General features: G+C 65.5%; 17 protein-coding genes. 8 read left to right on the top strand and 9 right to left on the bottom strand.

Annotated features, from left to right (window positions below; translation table 11 throughout):
• Positions 1 to 23: 23 nt before the first annotated feature.
• Entirely contained in the window at positions 24 to 1,334 is a 1,311-nt protein-coding gene (locus WOA58_RS11030; protein WP_340604257.1) for an O-antigen ligase family protein, read from the bottom strand.
• A 148-nt stretch (positions 1,335 to 1,482) separates the two neighbouring features.
• Positions 1,483 to 2,934, bottom strand: a complete 1,452-nt coding sequence (locus tag WOA58_RS11025) for a sulfatase family protein (protein WP_340604256.1) — start codon at positions 2,932 to 2,934, stop codon at positions 1,483 to 1,485.
• 287 nt (positions 2,935 to 3,221) lie between these two features.
• Here WOA58_RS11025 and WOA58_RS11020 point away from each other — a divergent pair, with 287 nt between their 5' ends.
• Positions 3,222 to 3,713 (top strand): MOSC domain-containing protein, encoded by a 492-nt coding sequence (locus WOA58_RS11020; protein WP_340604255.1) that lies wholly within the window; start codon positions 3,222 to 3,224, stop codon positions 3,711 to 3,713.
• A gap of 112 nt (positions 3,714 to 3,825) precedes the next feature.
• Here the strand turns inward: WOA58_RS11020 and WOA58_RS11015 are convergent, their stop codons facing one another.
• From WOA58_RS11015 to WOA58_RS11000, 4 genes are all read right to left on the bottom strand, one after another.
• Positions 3,826 to 5,010, bottom strand: a complete 1,185-nt coding sequence (locus tag WOA58_RS11015) for a trans-sulfuration enzyme family protein (protein ID WP_340604254.1) — start codon at positions 5,008 to 5,010, stop codon at positions 3,826 to 3,828.
• A gap of 317 nt (positions 5,011 to 5,327) precedes the next feature.
• Entirely contained in the window at positions 5,328 to 6,464 is a 1,137-nt protein-coding gene (locus WOA58_RS11010) for a glycosyltransferase (protein ID WP_340604253.1), read from the bottom strand.
• 56 nt (positions 6,465 to 6,520) lie between these two features.
• A complete protein-coding gene (locus WOA58_RS11005) occupies positions 6,521 to 8,320 on the bottom strand; it encodes an ABC transporter ATP-binding protein (protein ID WP_390220898.1) in 1,800 nt (599 codons plus the stop codon).
• Between the two features lie 107 nt (positions 8,321 to 8,427).
• Complete coding sequence (locus tag WOA58_RS11000) at positions 8,428 to 9,654, bottom strand: hypothetical protein (RefSeq protein ID WP_340604251.1); 1,227 nt, start codon at positions 9,652 to 9,654, stop codon at positions 8,428 to 8,430.
• Between the two features lie 276 nt (positions 9,655 to 9,930).
• Here WOA58_RS11000 and WOA58_RS10995 point away from each other — a divergent pair, with 276 nt between their 5' ends.
• The 3 genes from WOA58_RS10995 (at position 9,931) to WOA58_RS10985 (ending at position 13,228) form a co-directional block, all read left to right on the top strand.
• Positions 9,931 to 10,851: a hypothetical protein gene (locus WOA58_RS10995; RefSeq protein WP_340604250.1), complete on the top strand. Its 921-nt coding sequence runs from the start codon at positions 9,931 to 9,933 to the stop codon at positions 10,849 to 10,851.
• A gap of 126 nt (positions 10,852 to 10,977) precedes the next feature.
• Entirely contained in the window at positions 10,978 to 11,988 is a 1,011-nt protein-coding gene (locus tag WOA58_RS10990; protein WP_340604249.1) for a sulfatase-like hydrolase/transferase, read from the top strand.
• Positions 11,989 to 12,052: 64 nt separating this feature from the next.
• On the top strand, positions 12,053 to 13,228 hold the full coding sequence (locus WOA58_RS10985; protein WP_340604248.1) for a Gfo/Idh/MocA family oxidoreductase: 1,176 nt from the start codon (positions 12,053 to 12,055) through the stop codon (positions 13,226 to 13,228).
• 3 nt (positions 13,229 to 13,231) lie between these two features.
• On the opposite strand, the gene WOA58_RS10980 is transcribed toward WOA58_RS10985, so the two are convergent.
• The 3 genes from WOA58_RS10980 to WOA58_RS10970 form a co-directional block, all read right to left on the bottom strand.
• Complete coding sequence (locus tag WOA58_RS10980) at positions 13,232 to 14,080, bottom strand: ParB N-terminal domain-containing protein (protein WP_340604247.1); 849 nt, start codon at positions 14,078 to 14,080, stop codon at positions 13,232 to 13,234.
• 63 nt (positions 14,081 to 14,143) lie between these two features.
• The gene (locus WOA58_RS10975) at positions 14,144 to 15,382 is read right to left on the bottom strand and encodes a glycosyltransferase family 61 protein (RefSeq protein WP_340604246.1); all 1,239 of its coding nucleotides are present in this window, start codon (positions 15,380 to 15,382) and stop codon (positions 14,144 to 14,146) included.
• Between the two features lie 79 nt (positions 15,383 to 15,461).
• Entirely contained in the window at positions 15,462 to 16,457 is a 996-nt protein-coding gene (locus tag WOA58_RS10970) for a glycosyltransferase (protein ID WP_340604245.1), read from the bottom strand.
• Positions 16,458 to 16,570: 113 nt separating this feature from the next.
• Between WOA58_RS10970 and WOA58_RS10965 the strand changes: the two genes are divergently transcribed.
• The 4 genes from WOA58_RS10965 (at position 16,571) to WOA58_RS10950 (ending at position 20,604) form a co-directional block, all read left to right on the top strand.
• Complete coding sequence (locus WOA58_RS10965; protein ID WP_340604244.1) at positions 16,571 to 17,491, top strand: glycosyltransferase family 2 protein; 921 nt, start codon at positions 16,571 to 16,573, stop codon at positions 17,489 to 17,491.
• Between the two features lie 98 nt (positions 17,492 to 17,589).
• Positions 17,590 to 18,528: a glycosyltransferase family 2 protein gene (locus tag WOA58_RS10960; protein ID WP_340604243.1), complete on the top strand. Its 939-nt coding sequence runs from the start codon at positions 17,590 to 17,592 to the stop codon at positions 18,526 to 18,528.
• A 118-nt stretch (positions 18,529 to 18,646) separates the two neighbouring features.
• Positions 18,647 to 19,381, top strand: a complete 735-nt coding sequence (locus tag WOA58_RS10955; RefSeq protein WP_340604242.1) for a phosphocholine cytidylyltransferase family protein — start codon at positions 18,647 to 18,649, stop codon at positions 19,379 to 19,381.
• The gene (locus tag WOA58_RS10950; RefSeq protein WP_340604241.1) at positions 19,372 to 20,604 is read left to right on the top strand and encodes a CDP-glycerol glycerophosphotransferase family protein; all 1,233 of its coding nucleotides are present in this window, start codon (positions 19,372 to 19,374) and stop codon (positions 20,602 to 20,604) included. Before WOA58_RS10955 ends, WOA58_RS10950 begins: the two co-directional genes overlap by 10 nt.
• Positions 20,605 to 20,622: the final 18 nt, after the last annotated feature.

The raw sequence follows: 20,622 nt of genomic DNA, 5'->3' as shown, positions 1-20,622 counted from the left end.
TACCCTGTTGTCCTCGATTCCCGTCACCGGATCGAGCGAGCGGCGTGGTCCGCCCGGAGCCTGACGAGCCACGAGCCGCTGAGCGAGAGCGCCAACCCGAGATAGAGCCCGACGAGGACCGAATCGAGCGAGAGCCCGCCGATCGTCATCGACTCGAAGACCAGCGCCACGAGGATCGCGGCGAGCGTGGCCAGGACGTAGATCGGCCACCACCGGCCGATACCGCCCGTGGCTGGGGCGGGGCGATAGTCGGCCAGGAGGGCGCTGTAGGTCGCCTTCGCGCCCGCGTAGAACACGGCGAGCAGATAGAGCGAGCCGGCCACCAGGCCGGTCTGAAGGAGGATGTGGATGTAGGAGTTGTGCGTCCCGAAGCCGACGGGCCCGTCATCGGGGACGTACGGCCGGATCTCGGCCGCGGTGTCGGCGAAGCCGATGCCAACGAGCGGATTCACGAGCAGGCGCTCGATCGACGCCTGCCAGAGGACGACCCGGACCGCGAGCAACGAGCCCACAAGCGCCTCGATGCGGCCCAGAAACGGGAGGTCGGACAGCAGGCCCGTATAGACGCCGGCGATCAGCCCGACGACGGCGAGCGCACCCACGACGAACAGCGCGATCGCGAGCCGTCGCCGGATCGCTGCCACGAACACCGCCAGTCCGAACCCGGTCCCCATGAGCGCCGCCGTCGAGTCGCTCGTGACCACCGCCGCGCCACAGAGGGCGATCGCCCCGATTCCCGCAAGGCCGGGCCCGCGGTTCGCGACGTGGGCGACGGCCGAGATCGTACAGACCATCATCAGGAAGCCGTAGGTGTTCGGGTTCGCGAACACCGAGTTCGTCCGATAGCCGGGCACGCCGTAGACGAACCCGCCCGTCCACCAGTGGATCGACATCTCCAGGATCCGCTCGGCGAGCAGCATCCCGAACCCGATGGTGGCGATGGCGACGCCCAGGGCGGTCAGCCCCGCGATGAACTCGCCACGGTATCGATCGACGACCGCGGGGAGGAGGAAGACGGCCACGACCACGCTGAGGGGCGTGATTGCGACGTACAGCAGGCGGGCGGATGATCCGTCGACCAGCCAGCCGGCGGCCAGAAGGAGCCAGTACCCACCGAACAGCACCGCGAACAGTACATCGATGCGAATCTCGACGTCCGAGACGAAGACGACGTAGGCGCCGGTAGCCGCCAGTACGGACACGGAGACGACGTAGCCGACCGTCGGCGAGACGAGCCACGTGTTGGTCGCGAGCGCGGCGACGATGCAGAGAAACGGGAGCCACGCGTCGACCCACGGGATCCTATCGGGGAGCTGTGATCTGACGTACGACATCGGGGAGCTATCTACGCCCGGGGTTGTTGCCGGTCGAACTGGGAGATTCGGACGCGCAAGCACGACTCCGGCTGTCTATCATCGACCCGTATATCGGTCGGCCAGCTACATGTAGCTGTCCAACCATCGCACGACAGACACGTTCGGGTCACTGGAGATAGCCGAGGTCCTCGAGGCGGTCCTGGGTCGACTGCGACATCGAGACCGAACCCGACGCGTCGTGGCGTTCGAAGGAGTCGAGCCAGTCGTCGAGCTCGGCACCCAGCTCGGAGGCGACGTCGGGCCGTTCGTCGGCGAGATCGCGCTCCTCGTCGGGGTCGTCCCCGAGGTGATAGAGCTCGCGCAGGCCGTCGGAACCCCGGACGAGCTTGTGCTCCGAGTCCCGGATCGATCGCAGCGACCGGTCGAACTCCCGGACGGAGTCGGGGACCGTCCCGACCCGTTTCTCGAGGGCCTCCATCGAAGGCTGGGGGCCCATATACTCCGCGATGGCGTGCTCGCGGGTCTCGTCACTGTCGGGATGGAACGAAACCCCCTGGAACCGCTCGCGAGCCTCCGGGGCCTCGATGCCCGCCGCGTCGAGCAGCGTCGGCGCGAGGTCGGTCAGCTGGACCAGCCGGTCGTCCTCGCCGCCCCCGTCGAACGCGCCCCCCGAGACGACCATCGGGACGTGCAACAGGGTCTCGTAGAGGCAGTACTGGTGGTCCATCAGCCCGTGGTCGCCGATGTTCTCGCCGTGGTCGCCCGTGATGACGACCACCGTGTCCTCCCACTCGCCGCTCTCCTCCAGGGCCTCCCGGAGCTCGCCGATCCGCTCGTCGAGGTAGGCGATCTCGGCCCGGTACAGCGCCCGGAGGACCTCGAAGTCGCGCTCGCCCATCTCGACCTCGCCAGCGATGTAGCCCCAGGCGTCCTGGGGGACCTCCATCGCCTCCTCGTAGGAGACGCCCTCGGGGAGGAAGCGCTCGGCGAACTCCTCGGGCGGGCGGTACTCGAGGTGCGGTTCGAGGTAGTTCACGAAACAGAAGAAGGACCGCGAGTCCTCGCGCTCGTCGAGCCAGTCGGCGAGCCACTCGGTGGTCTGGCGCGCGCCGTCGTCGCTGTGGCGCCGCAGAAACTTTCCATACACGGTGTTGATCAGGTTCGTGACGGGGTTGCCGTCGGTGAGCCGGCCCGCGAGCGATCGGAGCTGGTCGATTCCTTCAGTGGTTCGGGCGATCCCCCCGAGGTCGGTGTCAGACTGGACGTACTGCCAGGTCTTGTAGAACGTCTCGAAGCCGCGTGCGAAGCCGAACTCCCCGCTGATCCAGGTGTTGTTCGAGACGCCGACCGTCTCGTAGCCGTTCTCGGAAAACAGCTCCGCCAGCGTCGCCTTGCTTTCGTCGAGCTGCTTGTGGGTCGCGTGGGCACCGTGTCTCGAGGAATACTGGCCGGTGAACATCGAGGCGTGGGAGGGCAGCGACCAGGGGGCGTTCGCCGAGGCGTTCGTGAAGTCGGTTCCCTCCTCGGCGACGGAGTCGATCGCCTCCGTCGGGGTCTCGCGGATGTCCCCGAACCTGGCGGTGTCCATCACCAGGACGAGGACGTTCGGGTCGGTCATTCGTGTAGAGAACGTGTCCGGGCGCGAATAGGTGTTTCTCACTGCGGCTGTGGGCCCGCGTTGGTCCGTAGCAGAAGATGAGACTACAGGCCGTTTAGCAGCTTGTTGTGGGTGAATTCGGTCAAATCAGACTATCGGCGATCTTTTAGATCCCCTCAGCCGCTACTTCCTGTTACTCAAGGAGTAGGCTCGGCGATTTTCCGACATCCCCTCCAGTGTTGCCACTCAGAAACAGCTCTTTCGTGCGGTAGAGTGATTGTATACTGTGCTAAACTCGCATAGCACACATGACCGGAAGTGGCACTGTCGAACGGGTTTTCATCGCACCTGAAGCCGAAGCGGAGATGGAAAAACGGACCGACGTTGAAGCAGTTGCCGGAAAGGGACTCCGAGGTGATCGCTACTTTAGCGAGATCGAGGCGGGAACCTTCGTCGAGTGGGAACCAGATGAGGAACGCCGCGATGGATATGATCTCACGTTGATCGAGCAAGAGGCTGTAACAGCAATCGAACGTGAAGCGGGAATCGAACTCGCACCGGGAGAACACCGACGAAACATCGAAACCCGTGATGTCGCACTCAATCACCTCGTTGGACAACGATTCCGAGTCGGTAACGCCATCTGTCGAGGGGATCGACTGTGTGAACCGTGTAATCATCTTCAGCGCGTCACTCAGGACGGCGTATTGCAGGCACTCACTCACCGAGGCGGGCTCCGAGTGGACATTCTCGAAGATGGGATGATTCGCTCCGGAGATGTAATCGAACCGCTCGAATAATCTGCACTCTCTCGTTTAGAAACAGTTCGTATTCCCGCTTGCGGCTGTCACATCTGGTGAAAATCGACCCGCTTGCGGATCGGGACGGTCGGGACGAAAGGGGAACGTGTGCCTACGGTAGCGCCGTCCGGAGGTCCTCGCAGAGATCACCGGCGTCTTCGAGGCCGACGGATACCCGGACCAACGTCTCGGGAACCTCCGCTGAATCCTCACTACGACTGAACTCGTCGGGGATCATCAGTGACGGTACCTCGACGAGGCTCTCGGCCCCACCGAGACTGGCTCCCGGCGTGAAGACCTCGAGTCCCTCGATGAACGCCTCAAGCTCGATGAGTGTGCCGTCAAACTCGAAGGACAGCATTCCGCTGTACCCCGACATCTGCTCGCTCGCAAGGTCGTGTTGTGGGTGGCTTTCAAGACCTGGATAGTAGACACGAGCGACCCGGTCGTGGCTTTCGAGGAATCGGGCAACCGCCATCGCGTTCCGCTCGTGATGTTCCATCCGTGCGGGCAGCGTCTTGATGCCTCGCGCAACGAGGTAGCAGTCGAACGGCGAAAGCATGTTCCCAAGCCCGACCCGCTGCGCGAACGCTAATTGCTCGAAAACCCCACCGCTGTCGGTGATAACGGCACCGCCGATCGAGTCGGAGTGCCCGTTGAGATACTTGGTAGTGCTGTGAACGACGACGTCGGCACCCAGTTCGAGTGGGGATTGGTAGTACGGACTCGCAAAGGTACTGTCCACGCCGAACAGGGTATCGTGGTCGTCGGCGACGTCGGCTATCGCTTGGATATCGCACAACCTGATCAAGGGGTTCGACGGTGTCTCTGCCCAGATCAGGTCAGTGTCAGCGTTGACTGCGTCGGCGACGTTGTCGGGGTCACGGACGTCGACGAAGTCGATGTCAACGCCGAGATGTCCGGCCATGTGTCCCGTGAGCAGTTTTTCGGTTCCGCTATAGATGGTGTCCGAGGAGACGACGTGACCTCCTGGGGGGACCAGCGATAGCATCGTCGTCGATGTGGCGGCCATTCCGGAGGCGAACGCCAACCCATGCTCGCCGCCTTCGAGGCGGGTTAACCGCTCTTCAAGGGCTGCCCGCGTCGGATTGCTTTCGCGCGAATACTCGTGTTCAGTGGCGTCCTCCCCGCTGGCCCACTCGAACGTCGTCGAAAGGTGGATCGGCGGGACGACATCGTTCGTCCCATCTCTGTGAGGATGCGTTTCGGTTTCAGCTGCGCCGACTGCGATGGTTGCGAATCGGTTCTTGTCGGATTGACTATTGTGACGTGTCATCGGATACTCACCACGAGACTCACTCGAGCTCGATTTGGCTGAGGGTTCGTAGGAACGTTCTCAGTTGCCAAGAATAGGTGTGAAGTTTCCGGCGAGGGTGGCCATAACTCCAAACCTGATTCGGATGTGGGCAGCAAGTCGTTAGTTGCTAACCATCGTATGTTCCGAGAGAAAGCGTCAGATGGCAATAACAACGGTAGGTCCGCACTTTCTCTATGTCGGATTTCCAGTGAGGATTTGTTAAAACGAAATGGTGGACGAACGTCAATTCCATATGCATCGGACGACGCGGTCTCGACTTCTATCCGTAGCGGCGTTCAGGCCCGGGCCTGGACGAGCGTTTCGTAGAGCTCGGCGTAGCGCTCGACGGCCCGGTCAAGCGGGAATTCGGTTCGGGCGCGCTCCTCCGCGGCCTCGCCGAGCGTTTCCCGAGCCTTCGAATCGGAGAGCAGCCGGCGGAGCTGCATCGCGAACCCCACCGGCCGTTCGGGGTCGGCGAAGGCCGCTGCCTCGCCGGCGACCTCGTGGAGCACGGGGATGTCGCTTACGACCGGCGCGAGCCCGCAGGCCATCGCCTCGACGAGCGCGACGCAGAACCCCTCCGACCGGGAAGGAAGCGCGAAGGCGTCGCTCGAATCGAGGATCCGATAGACCTCCTTGCGGGAGACCGTTCCCGTAAACCGGACGTGCTCGCCCAGCCGGCGAGCGGCGACGAGCCGTTCGAGCGATTCGCGCTGAGGCCCGTCGCCGACGATCAGCAGCTCGGCGTCGGGAACCGAGTCGCGCACGTCGTCGAAGGCCTCGATGAGGGTGGAATGGTTCTTCGCCCCGATCAGCCGGCCGACGGTGACGACCCGCGGCCTGTCGGTCTCCCAGTCGGTCCCACCTTCGAACCCGTCCCCGCTCTCATCCCCGTTCTTCTCACCTGCGCGTGCGTCGTCGATCGCCTCGAGATCGACGCCGTTGTAGATCACGCGGCGCTTCCAGGCGGGCACCAGCAGCCGTTCGTGGGGGTAGAAGGAATCGAGCGTCGCCTGCGAGTTCGCGACGACGCGGTCGGCCCGCCGGAGGGTCGCGTCGTTCACCGCGTTCTGGAGGGGGGAGTAGTGCAGCCGGTGGTCGGCGTGCTCGGTGTCGACGATCGGGAGGTCGCGGGGCGCGAGCGCGCGCCCGAGCGACCCGACGAAGTTGTGGTGGGTGTGAAGCAGGTCGAACTCGCCGCTCGCGAGCAGGCTACGCAGCCGGCGGATCGCCCCCGGGTCGAACCGGCCCTCGGCGCCGAGGGTCACGATATCGACCGCGTCGGTATCGACCGACACCTCGACCTCCTCGAGCGACCCGATCTCGTAGCAGATCACGGTGACGTCGGCGTCGGTGTCCCGACCCGTCCGCTCGGCGAGCTCGTAGGAGATCGTCGTGTGGCCGATATGCGTCAAGAGAACGGCTATTCGCATCGTCCGGAGTCGACGCCGGACGGGCATAAATCCCGGTACAGTCGTATCGGCACCGACTATTGCGTCGAGTAGAGCTGGGCGTACTTGCCCTCGCCGCCGACCAGCTCCTCGTGCTCGCCCTGCTCAACGATCTCCCCGTCCTGCAGCGTGTAGATCTGATCGGCGTTGATCACCGTCGAGAGTCGGTGGGCGATCGCGATGATCGCGTAGTCCCGATCCATCGACTCGATTTCCGTCTGGACGCTCTCCTCGATGTTCGTGTCCAGGTCCGACGTCGCCTCGTCGAGCACCAGGATGTCCGCGTCCTTCAACAGCGCCCGCGCAAGCGAGATGCGCTGGCGCTGGCCGCCCGAGAGCCGGACCCCGTTGTCCCCGAGGATCGTGTCGTAGCCGCCCGGAAGGTCGTCGAGGTACTCGGTGACGTGGGCGATCTCGCAGGCCCGTTCGATCTCCGCCTCGGTGGCGTCCTCGTTGCCGATCGTGACGTTCGCCCGCACCGTGTCGTTGAAGATGAACGGGTCCTGGCGCACGACCGCGACGCGCTCGCGCCACTCGGTGAGGTCGATCCGTTCGACGGGGACGCCGTTGGCGCTGATCTCGCCCTCGTCGTGCTCGTACATCCGGGCGAGCAGCGAGATGATCGTCGACTTACCGGCGCCCGACTGGCCGACGAACGCGATGAACTCGCCCTTGTCGACGCTGAAGGAGATGTCCTTCAGGACCTGCTCCTCCTCGGGGTTGTACGCGAACGAGACGTCCTCGAAGCGCACGGGCGTCGGGGGCTCGGGGACGGGCTCCTCGCCCGAGTCGATCTCGCTGCTCTCCTCGAGGTTCCGGACGAACTCCTGGGTCCGGATCAGGTGGGGCAGGCGGCCCTCCATCTTGTAGAAGCGGTTGTTCGCCCGGCTGACCTCCGGGGCGAGCTGGAAGAGCGCGAAGAGGAACACACCGAGTGCGCCGAGCGAGAGCTCGGTGAACGTCAGCGCGACGTAGATCAGCACGAACACCGTGACCGCCGCGGTGAGGTTGTAGAAGTTCTCGATCGCGGCCTCGTTGCGCGCGAGCGTGATGCTCGAGTCGGTGAAGCGCTCGACGGCGCCCGCGAACCGGTCGAAGACGTCCTCGGTCTTGGTGTAGAGCTTGATGTCACGGATCCCCTGGGTGCCGGCCTGGGCGGACTGCTGGATCTGCTCGTTGGCCTCGGCGACGCGATCCCCGACCGTGTAGCCCGGCTCGAGGACCCGACGGATCAGGAACGTGAGCCCGCCGAGGATGACGACGGCGGCGATCGTGAGCAGCGGCGAGATGAAGAAGGCGATGCCGAGATACATCAACGCGAGGAGGACGTGATTGAAGACGAAGATGAAGTCGCGGATCACCTTGCCGGCGTACTCGGCCTGCGTGACGATCGCGTTGAGGATGTCGTCCGAGCCGTGCTCGTCGAAGTACGCGACGCGGGCGTCGAGGGCGTGGTCGAACGACTCGCGCTGGAGCTCGCGGACGTACTGCTTCTCGAGGGCGACCCGGAACCAGTCGACCACGAAGCTCGAGAGATATCGCACGGTCATGACGGTTGAGACGCCGAGGATGATCGTGCCAAGCGAGAAGGGGATCCCGACGAAGCTGTAGGCGGTGAAGAACGCCTGGGTGACGCCGTCGGCCTCCGTCGGGTCGGTGCCCTGGACGACGTCGATGATCGGGACGAGGAAGCTCAGGCCGACCCCCTCCATCAGTGCGACGAAGACGCTGAAGACGATGATTCCCGCCGTAAGCACCGGTTTAAACAACGCGACCCGCCAGAACGCGTGCGCCTTCTCGCGCCAAGAGAGATCTTCCGCCGTTCGGTCCCCATCCATTCTAGTCCTATCGTTTCGTCGTGGCGCACTTCAACCAATCGATGGAAAGAACGGCTCTCCGTGACAATGAGCGCCATGACAGGTAGGGCCGTCCCCACCACGCGGCCTCAGTACGACGGGTCCTCGAAGTAGCGGTCGATGATGGCCGCGTCGAGCGGGTAGGGAAGCGTGATGCAGAGACGGCGCTTCAGGCTGGCCTCGTAGTTCGGTTCGTGGGGCGGGAGCGGCCGGTCGATCGACGGGGCGATCGGGGCGTCCGCGAACCACTCGACGAACTCGACCGCCGCCGGCGAGTGGTCGACCCGATCGGGGTCGGCACGGTCCTGGAGCTCGAGCCAGAACCGGGCCTTGACGCTGTCGGCGTGGAACTCCTGCTCGTTCAGGTGGGCTTTGACCCGGTCGAACGTCCCCTCGTCGACGTCGAAGCCGTAGTCCGCCGGGTCGTAGCCGGCGACGATGAACCCGATGATCGTATGGAGGCAGGTGCCACACTCGTTGCAGCACAGCGAGGACTCGCCGCCCTCGTCGCAGCTGCTGATCCGCCAGGCGGTGTCCTTGCCGGCGAAATAGTCGCCGATGCGTTCGATCTTGTCCTGGCGCGTCAGCCCGACGCTGCCGGACTCGACGACGGTGTCCGCCCAGCGGAGGTTCTCCACCAGTCGCGGGCGGGCGGAGTTGGGAAAGCGATCGTGGGGCAGGTAGTCGACGGACTGGTGGAGTTCCGTGATCCCCTCGAGATAGGTGATCGGGGCGGTGAAACCGGGGTAGCCGAGCCCGAAGTACATGGTCCGATCCCAGGAGTCGTTGAGGAGGTGGCGGTAGTAGAGGTTCAGCATGAACTTATCGAACAGCAGCTTGAGGTTCGTCTCGACGAAGTGGCTCCGAAGGTCGTTCTCCTCGGCGAACGCCTCGATCATCGGCCGGCGCAGTTTCCAGGTGTTCGCCCGCGTCTCGCTCTCCTTTCGGACCGAGATGAGATGGGGGCGTTTCTCGCGGTGCTGGAGATAGGTCGTCGTCGAGTCGACCCCGCCGGTGAACAACACGCCGGCCTCCCCGTCGCCGGGGACGTCGTCCCGGGACTCGTTGTCCACTCCGTCCTTGTAATGGATCGTCGGGGAGCCGGCGAACGGCGCGTCGGGGTACAGCTCCGCGAACGCCCGCTGGAGCCCCGGCAACGCTCGAAGAAACGTCGCGTCGACCTCCTCGATGTAGAGGTCGGAGCCGGTGATCCACGCGACGGGACAGAGCGTCGAGAGCAACGGGACGGCGAGGACGCCCTCGGGGACCTCCGAGACGTCCTGGGAGTAGCGAACGTACGGGTCGACATCGGTCAAAAACCGGCGGAGAGAGCGGGAGTACGAGAGGTCATAGCGGACCTCATTACCGTCCACGACGGAGACGTCTCGGACCGTGATCTGGGGACTCGTCGAAACCACAGTGTCCAATACAGGGCCGATACTGCTCTAAAGTTTACTATTCGTAGATAAAATGGTGCGGAACCTGGACCAGTACCGTCGATACGACTGTTCAGTATACTACTAGTACTGGTTCAGGTGGGCACGGTATCGGGAAACGGACGGAAATTAATACCCCTCTATAGTAGTACGGACATGAGCGCGTTGGAACGCCTCGTCGGGCGCAGCGACGAGGCGGAGGGGGCGAAATGGGAGGGGGACGGGTCCGAGACGACGGTGGAACGGCTCGCCCGCGCCTACCGCGAGGAGGGTATCGAGCGGACGGCGAAGCGAGCGATCGAGAAGGGGGCCTTACAGCGGCTCCGGGACGCGAACCCCGAGCTCTACTGGCGGATCGCGCCGGCGTTCCACCGACACGTCTACACGAGGGACGTCGACGCGTACGACGCGTCGCCCGACCCCTTCAAGATCGAGCGGGTCGATCCCGCCCGGATCACGCGGTCGTCGGTTCGCGAGTACCACGCCTGGGAGGGAAAGGTACGGCTGTTCGGCGCGGTCGAGGACGGCGACTGGGATCGACCCCGGCCCGACCATCGGGGGATCGAAGCGGCCCCGAACCCTTCCTGGGGGGAGGACATGCTGTTCGAGAACAAGGGGACCTATCGGATGTTCGAACAGCGGTTCGTCCACGGCGCCGACTGGGAGGAGATCGACCTCATTCAGCAACGGCTGGAGGAGGCCAGCGAGGGGATCGAGTCCTGGCAGGGCTGTTCCTCGCCCGAGGAGATCCGCGAGCAGTGTCGGTTCCTCGACGAGCTCTACGAGGAGTTCCGGACCGACGGGTTCAGCAGTCAACGGGAGCTCCACGAACGGGATCGACAGCGCTACGAGGGATTCCTCGATCGCATGGGCCAGGAGGTGCTCGTCGACGTCGGCCGGACGGGCGAGCTGCTGCACGTCGCGGGCGACCACCGTCTCTCAATGGCGAAGCTCCTCGACCTCGACGAGGTCCCGGTGGCGTTTCTCGTCCGGCACGCCGGCTGGATGGAGTACCGTGACCGGCTCTACGAGAACGGCACGGTCCCGAACCATCCCGACCTCCGGGATCTGCAGTGACGACCCATCCCCGAGAGGAGCGGCTCACAACCGATCCCTCGGATCACACTGGCCCGTATCGAGTTTCGGTGCTGGGCTCGGCCCTCTCCCCCGATCGACGTCAGTCCTGAAACGGGAGGCTTTCGCATGCTTCAAGCACCACCGGTACGGATGGCGATCGTGCTTGCGGAGAGATACAACCTGAGCAAGCTAAAGGAAGCGATACGGGAGCCCTCGATGTTTACCGACGAGCTACGGAGGGTTCCCCACGAGAAACTGTACGCCCGGCGATACGAGGACGGCATCGACGTGATGGCGGAGGACTGGGACAACCTGATCGTCCTCGACGCCTGCCGGTACGACGTCTTCGAGAGCCACAACCGGATCGAAGGGGACCTGGAGGAGGTGATCTCGCGGGGAAGCACGAGCTCGGAGTTCATCAAGCGGAACTTCAACGGACGCGAGCTCCACGACACGGTGTACATAACCGCGAACCCCCACGCCGACAGTACGCTCGATGAGGGCGTGTTCTACCGGGTCGCGAAGACGTACGGCGAGACGTATCCGTCCGACAACAGCCGCTACGAGAAACGCAGCCCGGAGCACGTCTACGAGTACGCCGTCGACGAGTACGGGAACTACGACGACAAACGGACCATCGTGCACTTCATGCAGCCACACACCCCCTACTACGGGACGTACGCGAAGGCGCTCCGGAGGACGCTGTACGAGGAGCGGCGGATCGGGTTTCGCGAGTGGACGCATGCCGAGGACTACGGGGACGCCGAGACGATGTTCGACGCGCTGGGGAACGCGGCCGTCGAGGGACACATCTCGGACGAGCAGCTCCGGCGGGCCTACGTGGGCAACTTCGAGGCGGTGATGGAGTACGTGGAGGCGTTGCTCGAGCATCTGGACGGGAAGACCGTGATCACGTCGGATCACGGGGAGCTGCTCGGCGAGGCGGAGGAGCTGTTCTCGCCGATGCAGTACGGACACGGCGAGAACGCCTACAACGAGGGGCTTCGCCGGGTACCGTGGCTGGTGATCGACGCGGAGGACCGCCCGGAGACGACTGCGGAGGAGCCGATCGGGGAGGACGAGGTGGACGAGGACCTCGTGACCGAACAGTTGGAGGCGTTGGGCTACAAGGAATGAGAGCCTGCGGATCGAACGGGAGAAGCGAGGTCGTATATACCTGAATCGAGAACCGTCGGGTAGAATGACACTCGACGTCGCGGTCATCGGGACGGGGCCAGAGCCCGAACGGGCGGGTGGGGTCGGCTACGCGATGGGGTATCGCCACGCCTCGGCCTATCGGGCGATCGACGGCTGTGAACTGGTCGCCTGTGTCGACATCGAGCGGGCCAACGCCGAGGCGTTCGCCGAGCACTACGACATCGACGACCGGCGGGTCTACGAGGACCACGAGTCGATGCTCGCGGGGGCCGAGCCGGACCTGGTCAGCGTCTGTACGCCGGTGACGACCCACGCCGACATCGTCGCCGACTGTGCCGCCGCCGGCGTCGAGGCGATCCACTGCGAGAAGCCGATGGCCCACACCTGGGCGGACTGCAAGCGGATGGTCGAGACCTGTGAGGAAGCGGGCGTCAGGCTGACGATCAACCACCAGCGGCGGTTCGCCGGCCCGTTCCGGCAGGCGAAACTCCTGCTCGACGACGGCGCCATCGGCGAGCTCGAACGGGTCAAGATCGGCGGGAAGAACCTCTACGACTTCGGCACTCACATGTTCGACATGTGCCACTACGTCACCGACGGGGCGAGCCCCGAGTGGGTCCGGTCGCTGCTGGTCTACGACGAGGAGAACGTCCGCTACGGCGTCCACAACGAGAACCGGGCGATGGCCGAGTGGGAGTACGAGAACGGCGTCGAGGGGTTCGCCGAGACCGGGAGCGCCGACCGGGACTGCCTGATGCGCCTCGAAGGCGATGAGGGTACGATCGAGATCGGGCACTCGAACGGCGCGTCGCTCAGGACGAAAGCCGCCGACGAATCCGAGTGGACGCGGATCGATACCGGCGGCGAGCGGGTCTCGCACGTCGCGGTCGATCCCGGCCTCCCGGTGAAGGTCCTCCGGAAGCTCGACGACGCGACCCCCGGCCCGCAAGTCTTCAGGCCGCTGGCGGATCGCGTGTTCATGGCCGACGAGGACCCCTTCCTCAAGCCCTACGTCCGGCGGGCGCTCCAAGAAGTCGTCGACGCGACGATCGAGGACCGCGAGTCGCCATTGGCGGCGGGGAATGCCCTCGAATCGACCGAGCTCATCTTCGGGTGCTGGGAGTCCGCGCGCCAGCAGGAGCGCGTCGAGCTCTCGCTTGAGATCGAGGACAACCCGCTGACGGCCATGGTGGACAACGGCCGGTTCCGCCCGAACTGACCGCTACCGAGCAATCGATCGGTCGACGAAACGTTCGAGACGGTCGAGAGCCGAGTCGGCCGACCGATCCGCCCGGTTGAACTCGTGGAGCGATCTCACGTCGGGATGGTCGAGATGGCGGCGGGCCCGGTCGCCGAGTTCGTCGATCGTCTCGGCCGCCGCGATCTCCTCGCGCAGCGCCTGCCACCGGGCGTGGCGAACGACGACGACCACCGGTATCCGATCGATTCCGAGGACTCTGGCGAGCGCCAGCCGGTTGTGACCGTCCTTGTTGTTGAAGATCAGCGTTCCGTCCCGGCCGACGTTCACCCCGACGTTTCGTTCCGGTCGTGGTGCGGGTTCGTAGCCATCCCGGTTCAGCGATCGGTACAGGGACTCACACTGGCTGATCCGCCGATCGAAGTAGGAGTAGTCATAAAGGTCGTCCAGCAGCAGCATCTGGTGGCCGTACTCTGTCCGTTCCCACTCCACCCCCTCCACGTAGTGGTTCCTGATCCCCCTGTAGACCCTGTCGAAGTGATAGGCCTTCCCGTGTCGGTCCCACTCGCCCGGGAGGACCGCCCCCCTGAAGAACCCGACCGGGAAGTACGCCTTTATCAGCTCGTGCTTCGTCACCAGCCCCTTCTCCACCCGGTACCGTGTCGCCGGATGGCGACCCTCGACCAGGAAGTGGGTTATGCGTTCGGGATCCACCGAGATCATCCCGTCGTCCGATACGTACCGGTATTTCCGCCGGAGCCGCCGTCGCTTCACCCGATCACGGGAGCGTGATAGAGCGGCGCGGATCAGGGTCACGAGGCCCTCGTCCCGCCACCGCGCGACCGCCTTTCGGAGGGTTCCCACGACAGTCATTACCGAGACCTACTGAGGCATACATATAAGCTATTGTGGGGGTCGTAGCGCCGGCAGGGAGGTCTACTCGGGGGAGTCGAGGATCGCATCCAACCGGGACGAGAGTCCCTCAGGATCGACGAGCAGGTCGTCGTGCGGGTCGTGTTCGCTGGCCTCGACGACCACGGGTTCGTACTCGAAGCCGAGCAGCCGGGAGAGGAGGTAGTAGGAGGGCCGGACGTGGGTCTCGGGGAACAGCTCGACGACCGTCGGGTCGTCGGCGAAGAGGGCGTTCGCGAGGCCGGCGCCGTGGGGAGCGAGGATCGCCTCGGCGTCCGAGACCAGCCGGACCTGCTCGGGGAAGGGCAGCTCCTCGAAGACGTACGGCTCGAACCCGAAGGAGTCGAGCACCGGCTCCAGCTCGTCGTAGTTCGCGACGCGCCGCCCTCGATCGGTCGCCTGTCGGGAGACGTACAGCCGCTTGCCCTCGGTCGGCTCCGCAGACGACACGCCGACGGCCGACCGGATCGACTCACGGACCCATCGAGAGTCCTCGATCGAGAGGTCGAAGCCGTATCTCGGCCCCGCCCACGACGTGGTCAGCCGGTGGTTCGTGACCAGCAGCTCCTCGACCCGTCGTTCGGATCCGTCCGACTCGACGACCCGGTCCCCGTAGCCGAGTAGCTCCAGGGACTCGCCGACGAACGAGGGGGCGTCCCGCTCGATCAGGATCGCCGGCTCGCGGCCCGTCTCGGCCTCGTAGCGCTCCAGGGCCCGGAGCTTGGGGAGGTATTCGACGAACCAGGGGTAGTAGTAGTTATTGTAGAACGGAACCAACGGGAGGACTGGCGAGCGATCCATCGTCGGGACGGGGTCGGGATCGGTGAATCGCCTGAGCAGCAGTTCGGGCGTCTTCGAGCCCAGGAACTCCTCGTAGTCCGCGAAGAAGTTCTCGCGGTGCGAGCCCGCCGTGTCGAGGAGGATCCGCCGGCCGTCGAGCAGGCCGACCGCGCCGGGACCGATCAGCCGACAGTCGGGTAGCTCGCAGAGGAAGCGGGGGTCGGGTCGGTACTCCCCGGCGAACTGTCCGAGCTCTTCGGGAACGTCGCCGGCAGGGATCGTACACGGCGATTCGGTGATCTCCTGCCAGAGGAGTCCCTGGTCGGCGACATGGCGCTTCAGCTCGTCGCGGGTGACGAACTCCAAGCCACGATGCAACACGACCGACTTGGGGAACCCGAGCGCCTTCCGGGCCAGCACCTCCGGGCCGTGTTCCCGATAGATCTCCGCGACCCGACCGGGCAGCTCCGTCGGCGAGCTCATCGGGACCGGCTTCGGGACGCCCCGGACGCCCGAGGGGGTCGCTGGTACTCGGGCGACGCCGCTCGACGCTCCGGCGCCATCAGATCTGGAAGTTCCGCTCGATCAGCTCGGGCCTGACGATGGTGACGAGTCGGGCGAGGAACTCGAGGGAGTAGTAGGAGGCCCCGAGCAGGAGCGCCAGGGCGATCGTCGCCGGGTCGTCCGAGATCGAGTCGCGCCGCGAGAGGACGTTGTATCCCACCTGGCGGGCACGGTGTTCGAGCTTGGAGACGGCCGCCTTCGCGCGCTCCTTCCGGCTCGGGTCCTCGCCGTAACGGTACCAGTAGTCGGAGTCGTAGCCGCTACAGACCGCGCGGTTGAGGAAGTGGTCGAACCCGTTCATCGCGGGATGGGAGACCTTCGCGTTCGGTGCGTTCTGCAGCCCCTTCTCGGAGTCTTCCAGACGGTCCTTCAGCTCGACGCACTGGCCCCGGTAGGAGTCCTCCTCGGGGAACTCGTGCTCGAGGAACGACTCGCGGTCGAACGCGACGTTACAGGCCATGTAGCCCTCGTACTCCTCGTGTTCGGCCGGGAAGAACCAGAACATCGCGACGGCCGACTTGTACCGGGTGTCGGTCTCGACGAACGGGTGACCGAGCACCATGTCGGTGCCTTCCTCGAGGAACGGCGAGACGATCGCGTCGAGCCAGCCCTCCTGGGGGATGACGTCGCTGTCGACGTAGACGAGCACGTCGCCGGTGGCCCGCTGGGCGCCGACGTTCTTCAGCTCGTAGAAGTGCGAGCCCGGCGAGGCGACGAACTGCGGGTCGTATCGGTCATCGAGCGCGAGCGAGGCGAAATGTCTGATCTGGCTCTCCTCGACGTCGTCGGGGTTGTAGACGAAGATGATCTCGGGCGTCTCGGGAAAGCGATCCTCGAGCTCGTTCAGTTGGGCGTTCAGCCCCCGAAGCATCGCCTCCGAACGGCTCTCCTTGGCGTGGATGACGTTCTCCCACTCGATGACGATCGAGGTCGAGGGGAACTCGGGCTCGTCGCCCGCGTCGCCGCGCCTAATGGAGTTCAACAGGCTGCTCATATGCCAGGATTCGCACGAGCGACCATCAATGTATGGAAGAGCGATAGGTCCCCGCATGCGTCCGTACACGGTCGATCGACGGCTTTAGAACATCGGCACCGTTCCGGGGAGACGTGAATCACGCAGAAGAGTCGGGGGCCGAGCCGAGGCTGTCGGTCGTGATCCCGGTGTACAACGACCCCCGGGGGATCAGGGAGACCCTCGAATCGGTCGCCGAGCAGACGTATCCCACAGGGGAGTACGAGGTCCTTGCCGTCGACAACGGTTCGACGGACGGGACCCGCGAGGTGATCCGGGCCTTCGCCTCCTTCTACGGGAACGTCCACCTGCTCGTCGAGGACGACGTCCAGGGGTCCTATGCCGCCCGCAACGAGGGGATCCGGCAGGCCCGCGGCGAGCTCGTCTCCTTCGTCGACGCGGACATGACCGTCGAGGACGACTGGGCCGAGTCGATCGTCGCCTCCTACGACGAACACGGCTGGGACTACATGGGCTATCCGATCGAGTCGTATATCAAGGGACGGGAGACGCTCGGGGCGGTTTACGACCGTCTCCTCGGGGGATTCCCGGTCGAGCGCTACATGCGTGAGAAGGGATTCACCGTCACCGCGTCGCTCGTCGTCACGCGGGAGCTCCTCGAGGCGGTCGGGCCGTTCGACGAGCGGTACGTCTCGCAGGGCGACGGCGAGTTCGGGAAACGCGTCCGCGAGGCGGGCTTCGACCAGCGCTTCGAGCCAGGAATCACGGCGTACCACCCGACGCGGGCGGACCTGCGCGCCTGGCTGAAAAAGCAGGTCCGGATCGGCCGCGGGGCGGCCCAGCACCGGAGATTCCATCCCGAACTCTCCGATGACGACTCGCCGTTCACGATCCGACGGCTCCTCCCGCCCCGGCCGGGCCAATTCTACCGCCGGCTCGCCGAGGCGACGGATCCGACCCCTCGACGGGCCATGGCGCTCTACGGCGTCGACTACCTGAGCAAGCTCGCGCGGACCGCCGGGGCGATCGCCGAGCGAATCGACCGGCGACGGTAGCGGGCCGAACAGTCAAGCCGCCGGTACGGGAATGGTGAGACGATGGAACGACGGGGAACCGATAGCGAGGTCGCTTCGAGCACGAACGGAGGAGGGCGATGAGCGGCTCGAACCCGCTTGTGAGCGTCGTAATCCCGACGTACGACCGCACGGAGGTGGTCCGCGCGGTCGACAGCGTTCGCCGTCAGACGTACGAGCCGATCGAGCTGATCGTCGTGGACGACTGCTCCCAGACGCCGGCCGCCGACCGCCTCGGACGCCGCGACGGCGTCGAACGCTTCGAGTGCATCCGCCACGAGGAAAACCGCGGCGGGAACGCCGCGCGCGTCACCGGGATCGAGGCCGCGACCGGCGAGTACGTCGCCTTTCTCGACGACGACGACGAGTGGGCACCGGAGAAGGTCGAACGGCAGGTTCAAGCCCTGCGTTCCTCGGCCGCCGCGGTCGCCTACACCGGGGTTCGGAACGTCGATAGCGAGAGGCGGACCCTCAGCCTGCGGACCCGTCGGGTCGAAGGGGACGTCTCCGAACGGCTGCTGTACGGCAACTTCGTCGGGACGTTCTCCTGTGTGATGGTGAGCGCCGACGCCATCCGGCGGATCGGGTTCCCGGACGAACGTCTCCCCTGCTGGCAGGACTGGGAGTACTACCTCCGGCTCTCCGAGGACCACGAGTTCGTCGCGATTCCGGAGCCGCTCGTGATCCGCCACAACGCGTCGACGGGCCAGATCAGCCGGTCGTTCGTCGAGAAGCGCGAGACGGCCTATCCACACCTCCGGGGGACGATCGAGCGGATCGCGGCCCCGAAGGGACGGCTCGTGAGGCGAAAGGCGCTGGCCGCGCTCGACCAGCAGCTCGGCTACGCCGCGCTCGCGAACGGCGAGTACGCCGACGCCCGGCGCTACCTCCTCCGATCGGTGGCGCGCTACCCGCTCAGGCCGAAGGTCTACCCGTACCTGCTCGGGGCGCTGGGCGGCAAGCGGGTCTACCCCACCCTGCGGCGTCGGAAGCGCGCGCTGGTCGATCGACTCTCGTAGCGCGTGCAGCCCGGTCCGAAGGGGAGTGTCGGGCCCTGGCACGGCGGCTGTCAGCCAGTCGCAACGGCCAGCGAGATACTGCGATATATGTATCCGTAGCGCTCGATAGATACAGACAATGAACGCAGAACGACGAGCGATCGTCCTCGCCGCCGGTCAGGGGAAGCGACTGGAGCCGCTCACCGACGACACGCCGAAGACGCTGCTGGAGGTCGGCAGCCAGCCCGTTCTCGATCACATCCTCGACGCCCTCGAAGCCAACGGCTACGAGCAGGTCGCCGTCGTTACCGGGTTCGAGCACGAACAGATCGAGGACCACTGTGCGTCCCGGGAGGGCCTGGAGATCGAGTACGTCCACAACGAGGACTACGACACGACGAACAACATCTACTCGCTGTGGCTGGCACGCGAGTACGCCACCGACGGCTTCACGCTCGTCAACTCGGATACCCTCTTCTCGGCCACGAGCCTCGGCGAGCTGCAGGACGCAGACGGGAGCCGGCTGCTCGTCGAGACCGACGAAAGGCTCGACGACGAGGAGATGCAGGTGGCCTTCGGCTCCGAGCACATCGAGACGATCGGCAAGGCCCTCGACGGGGGCGACACCGGCGTCTACCTCGACGACGGCGACGGCGAGTACATCGGCGTCTCGAAGTTCACGGCCGACGACGCCGAGCGGCTGTTCGAGCACATCGAGGAGTTCATCGAGCGCGACGAGGTCGGCGAGTGGTACGAGGCGGCGTTCGACGAGCTGTTCGAGGAGCGGGAGATCGGCTACGTCCGGGTCGACGAGCCCTGGGCCGAGATCGACACCCCCGACGACCTGGAGGGCGCCCGCGAGGAATGGGACTGAGCGCCGGGCAGAAGCGGGTGCAGTCCCTCGTCCGGGCCGCCCTCGGGGCGCTCGCCCGGCTCTGTCTGTTCGCCCTCTCGTTTCTGACGCCGCGCGATGAGTCCCTCTGGGTCTTCGGCTCGAACGGCGGCGAGGCGTTCTCGGACAACTCGAAGTACCTCTTCCAGTACACGGCCGCCGAACGCGAGCACGTCCGGGCGGTGTGGCTCTCACGCTCCGAGGTGGTCGTCGCGGAGCTGGGGGAGGCGGGCTACGAGGCACACCGTACGGAGTCGTTTCGCGGCAGATGGATCAGCCTCCGGGCGGGCACGGCGTTCGTGAGCCACGGGATGCCCGACGTGAACCGCTGGTGTTCGGGGGGCGCGAGGACGGTCGTCCTCTGGCACGGGGTCGCCCTCAAGCGGATCGGCTGGGACGGCTACAAGCGACGGCGCCTCGACGAGAAGCTCAAGGGGTTGCTCAAGGAGAAACTGTTCGACCGGTACGACTGGCTGATCGTCCCGAGCGAGGCGATGGTCGAGCCCTTTTCCTCGGCCTTTCACATGCCCCCCGAGCGGATCCTCTCGCTCGGCTACCCGCGAAACGACGCCCTGACCGGGGCGCTGCCGGCCGAGGTCGGATCGGAGGCGGATTCGGACGACGAGTACGGGGAGTTCCGCGAGCTCCGCGAGGAGGAGACGACGATCCTCTACGCCCCGACGAAACACCCCGAGACCGGCCGCCGGGCGGCCGACCACCTCCGATTGGCCGAGCTCGACGAGTGGCTGGCCGAGCACGAGGCCCACCTCCTGTTGAAGCCCCATCCGGCCGAGCCGATCGATCTCGGCGGAGGGTTTTCCCGGATCGTCGAGGTCCCAGGGGGGCTCGACGTCTACCCGCTGCTCGAACACGCCGACGTGTTGCTCACCGATTACTCGTCGCTGTACTTCGATTACCTCCTGCTCGATAGGCCGGTCGCCTTCTACCCGTTCGACCTCGAGGCGTACCGCTCGACGAGGGGGTTCTACCTCGAGTACGACGAGGTCACCCCCGGCCCGGTCGCGACCGACTTCGAGGGGCTGCTGGACGTGCTCGACGGCGTGCTCGACGACGACGAGTTCGCAGACGAGCGAGCGGCCGTCCGCGAGCGGTTCCTCCAGCCGGCGACCGCCCGTCGCTGTGAAGCCGTCTGCGATCGGTTCGACCCGGAGGCGGCCACCCCGAATCCTACATCCGCTCGATGAACCGTCCGCTCCCGGCGG

Origin of the sequence: Halalkalicoccus tibetensis, assembly GCF_037996645.1 — an archaeon.
Taxonomy (GTDB): Archaea; Halobacteriota; Halobacteria; order Halobacteriales; family Halalkalicoccaceae; genus Halalkalicoccus; species Halalkalicoccus tibetensis.
The sequence above is the reverse complement of the archived record's forward strand: the minus strand, read 5'-3'. Positions and strand labels throughout refer to the sequence as shown.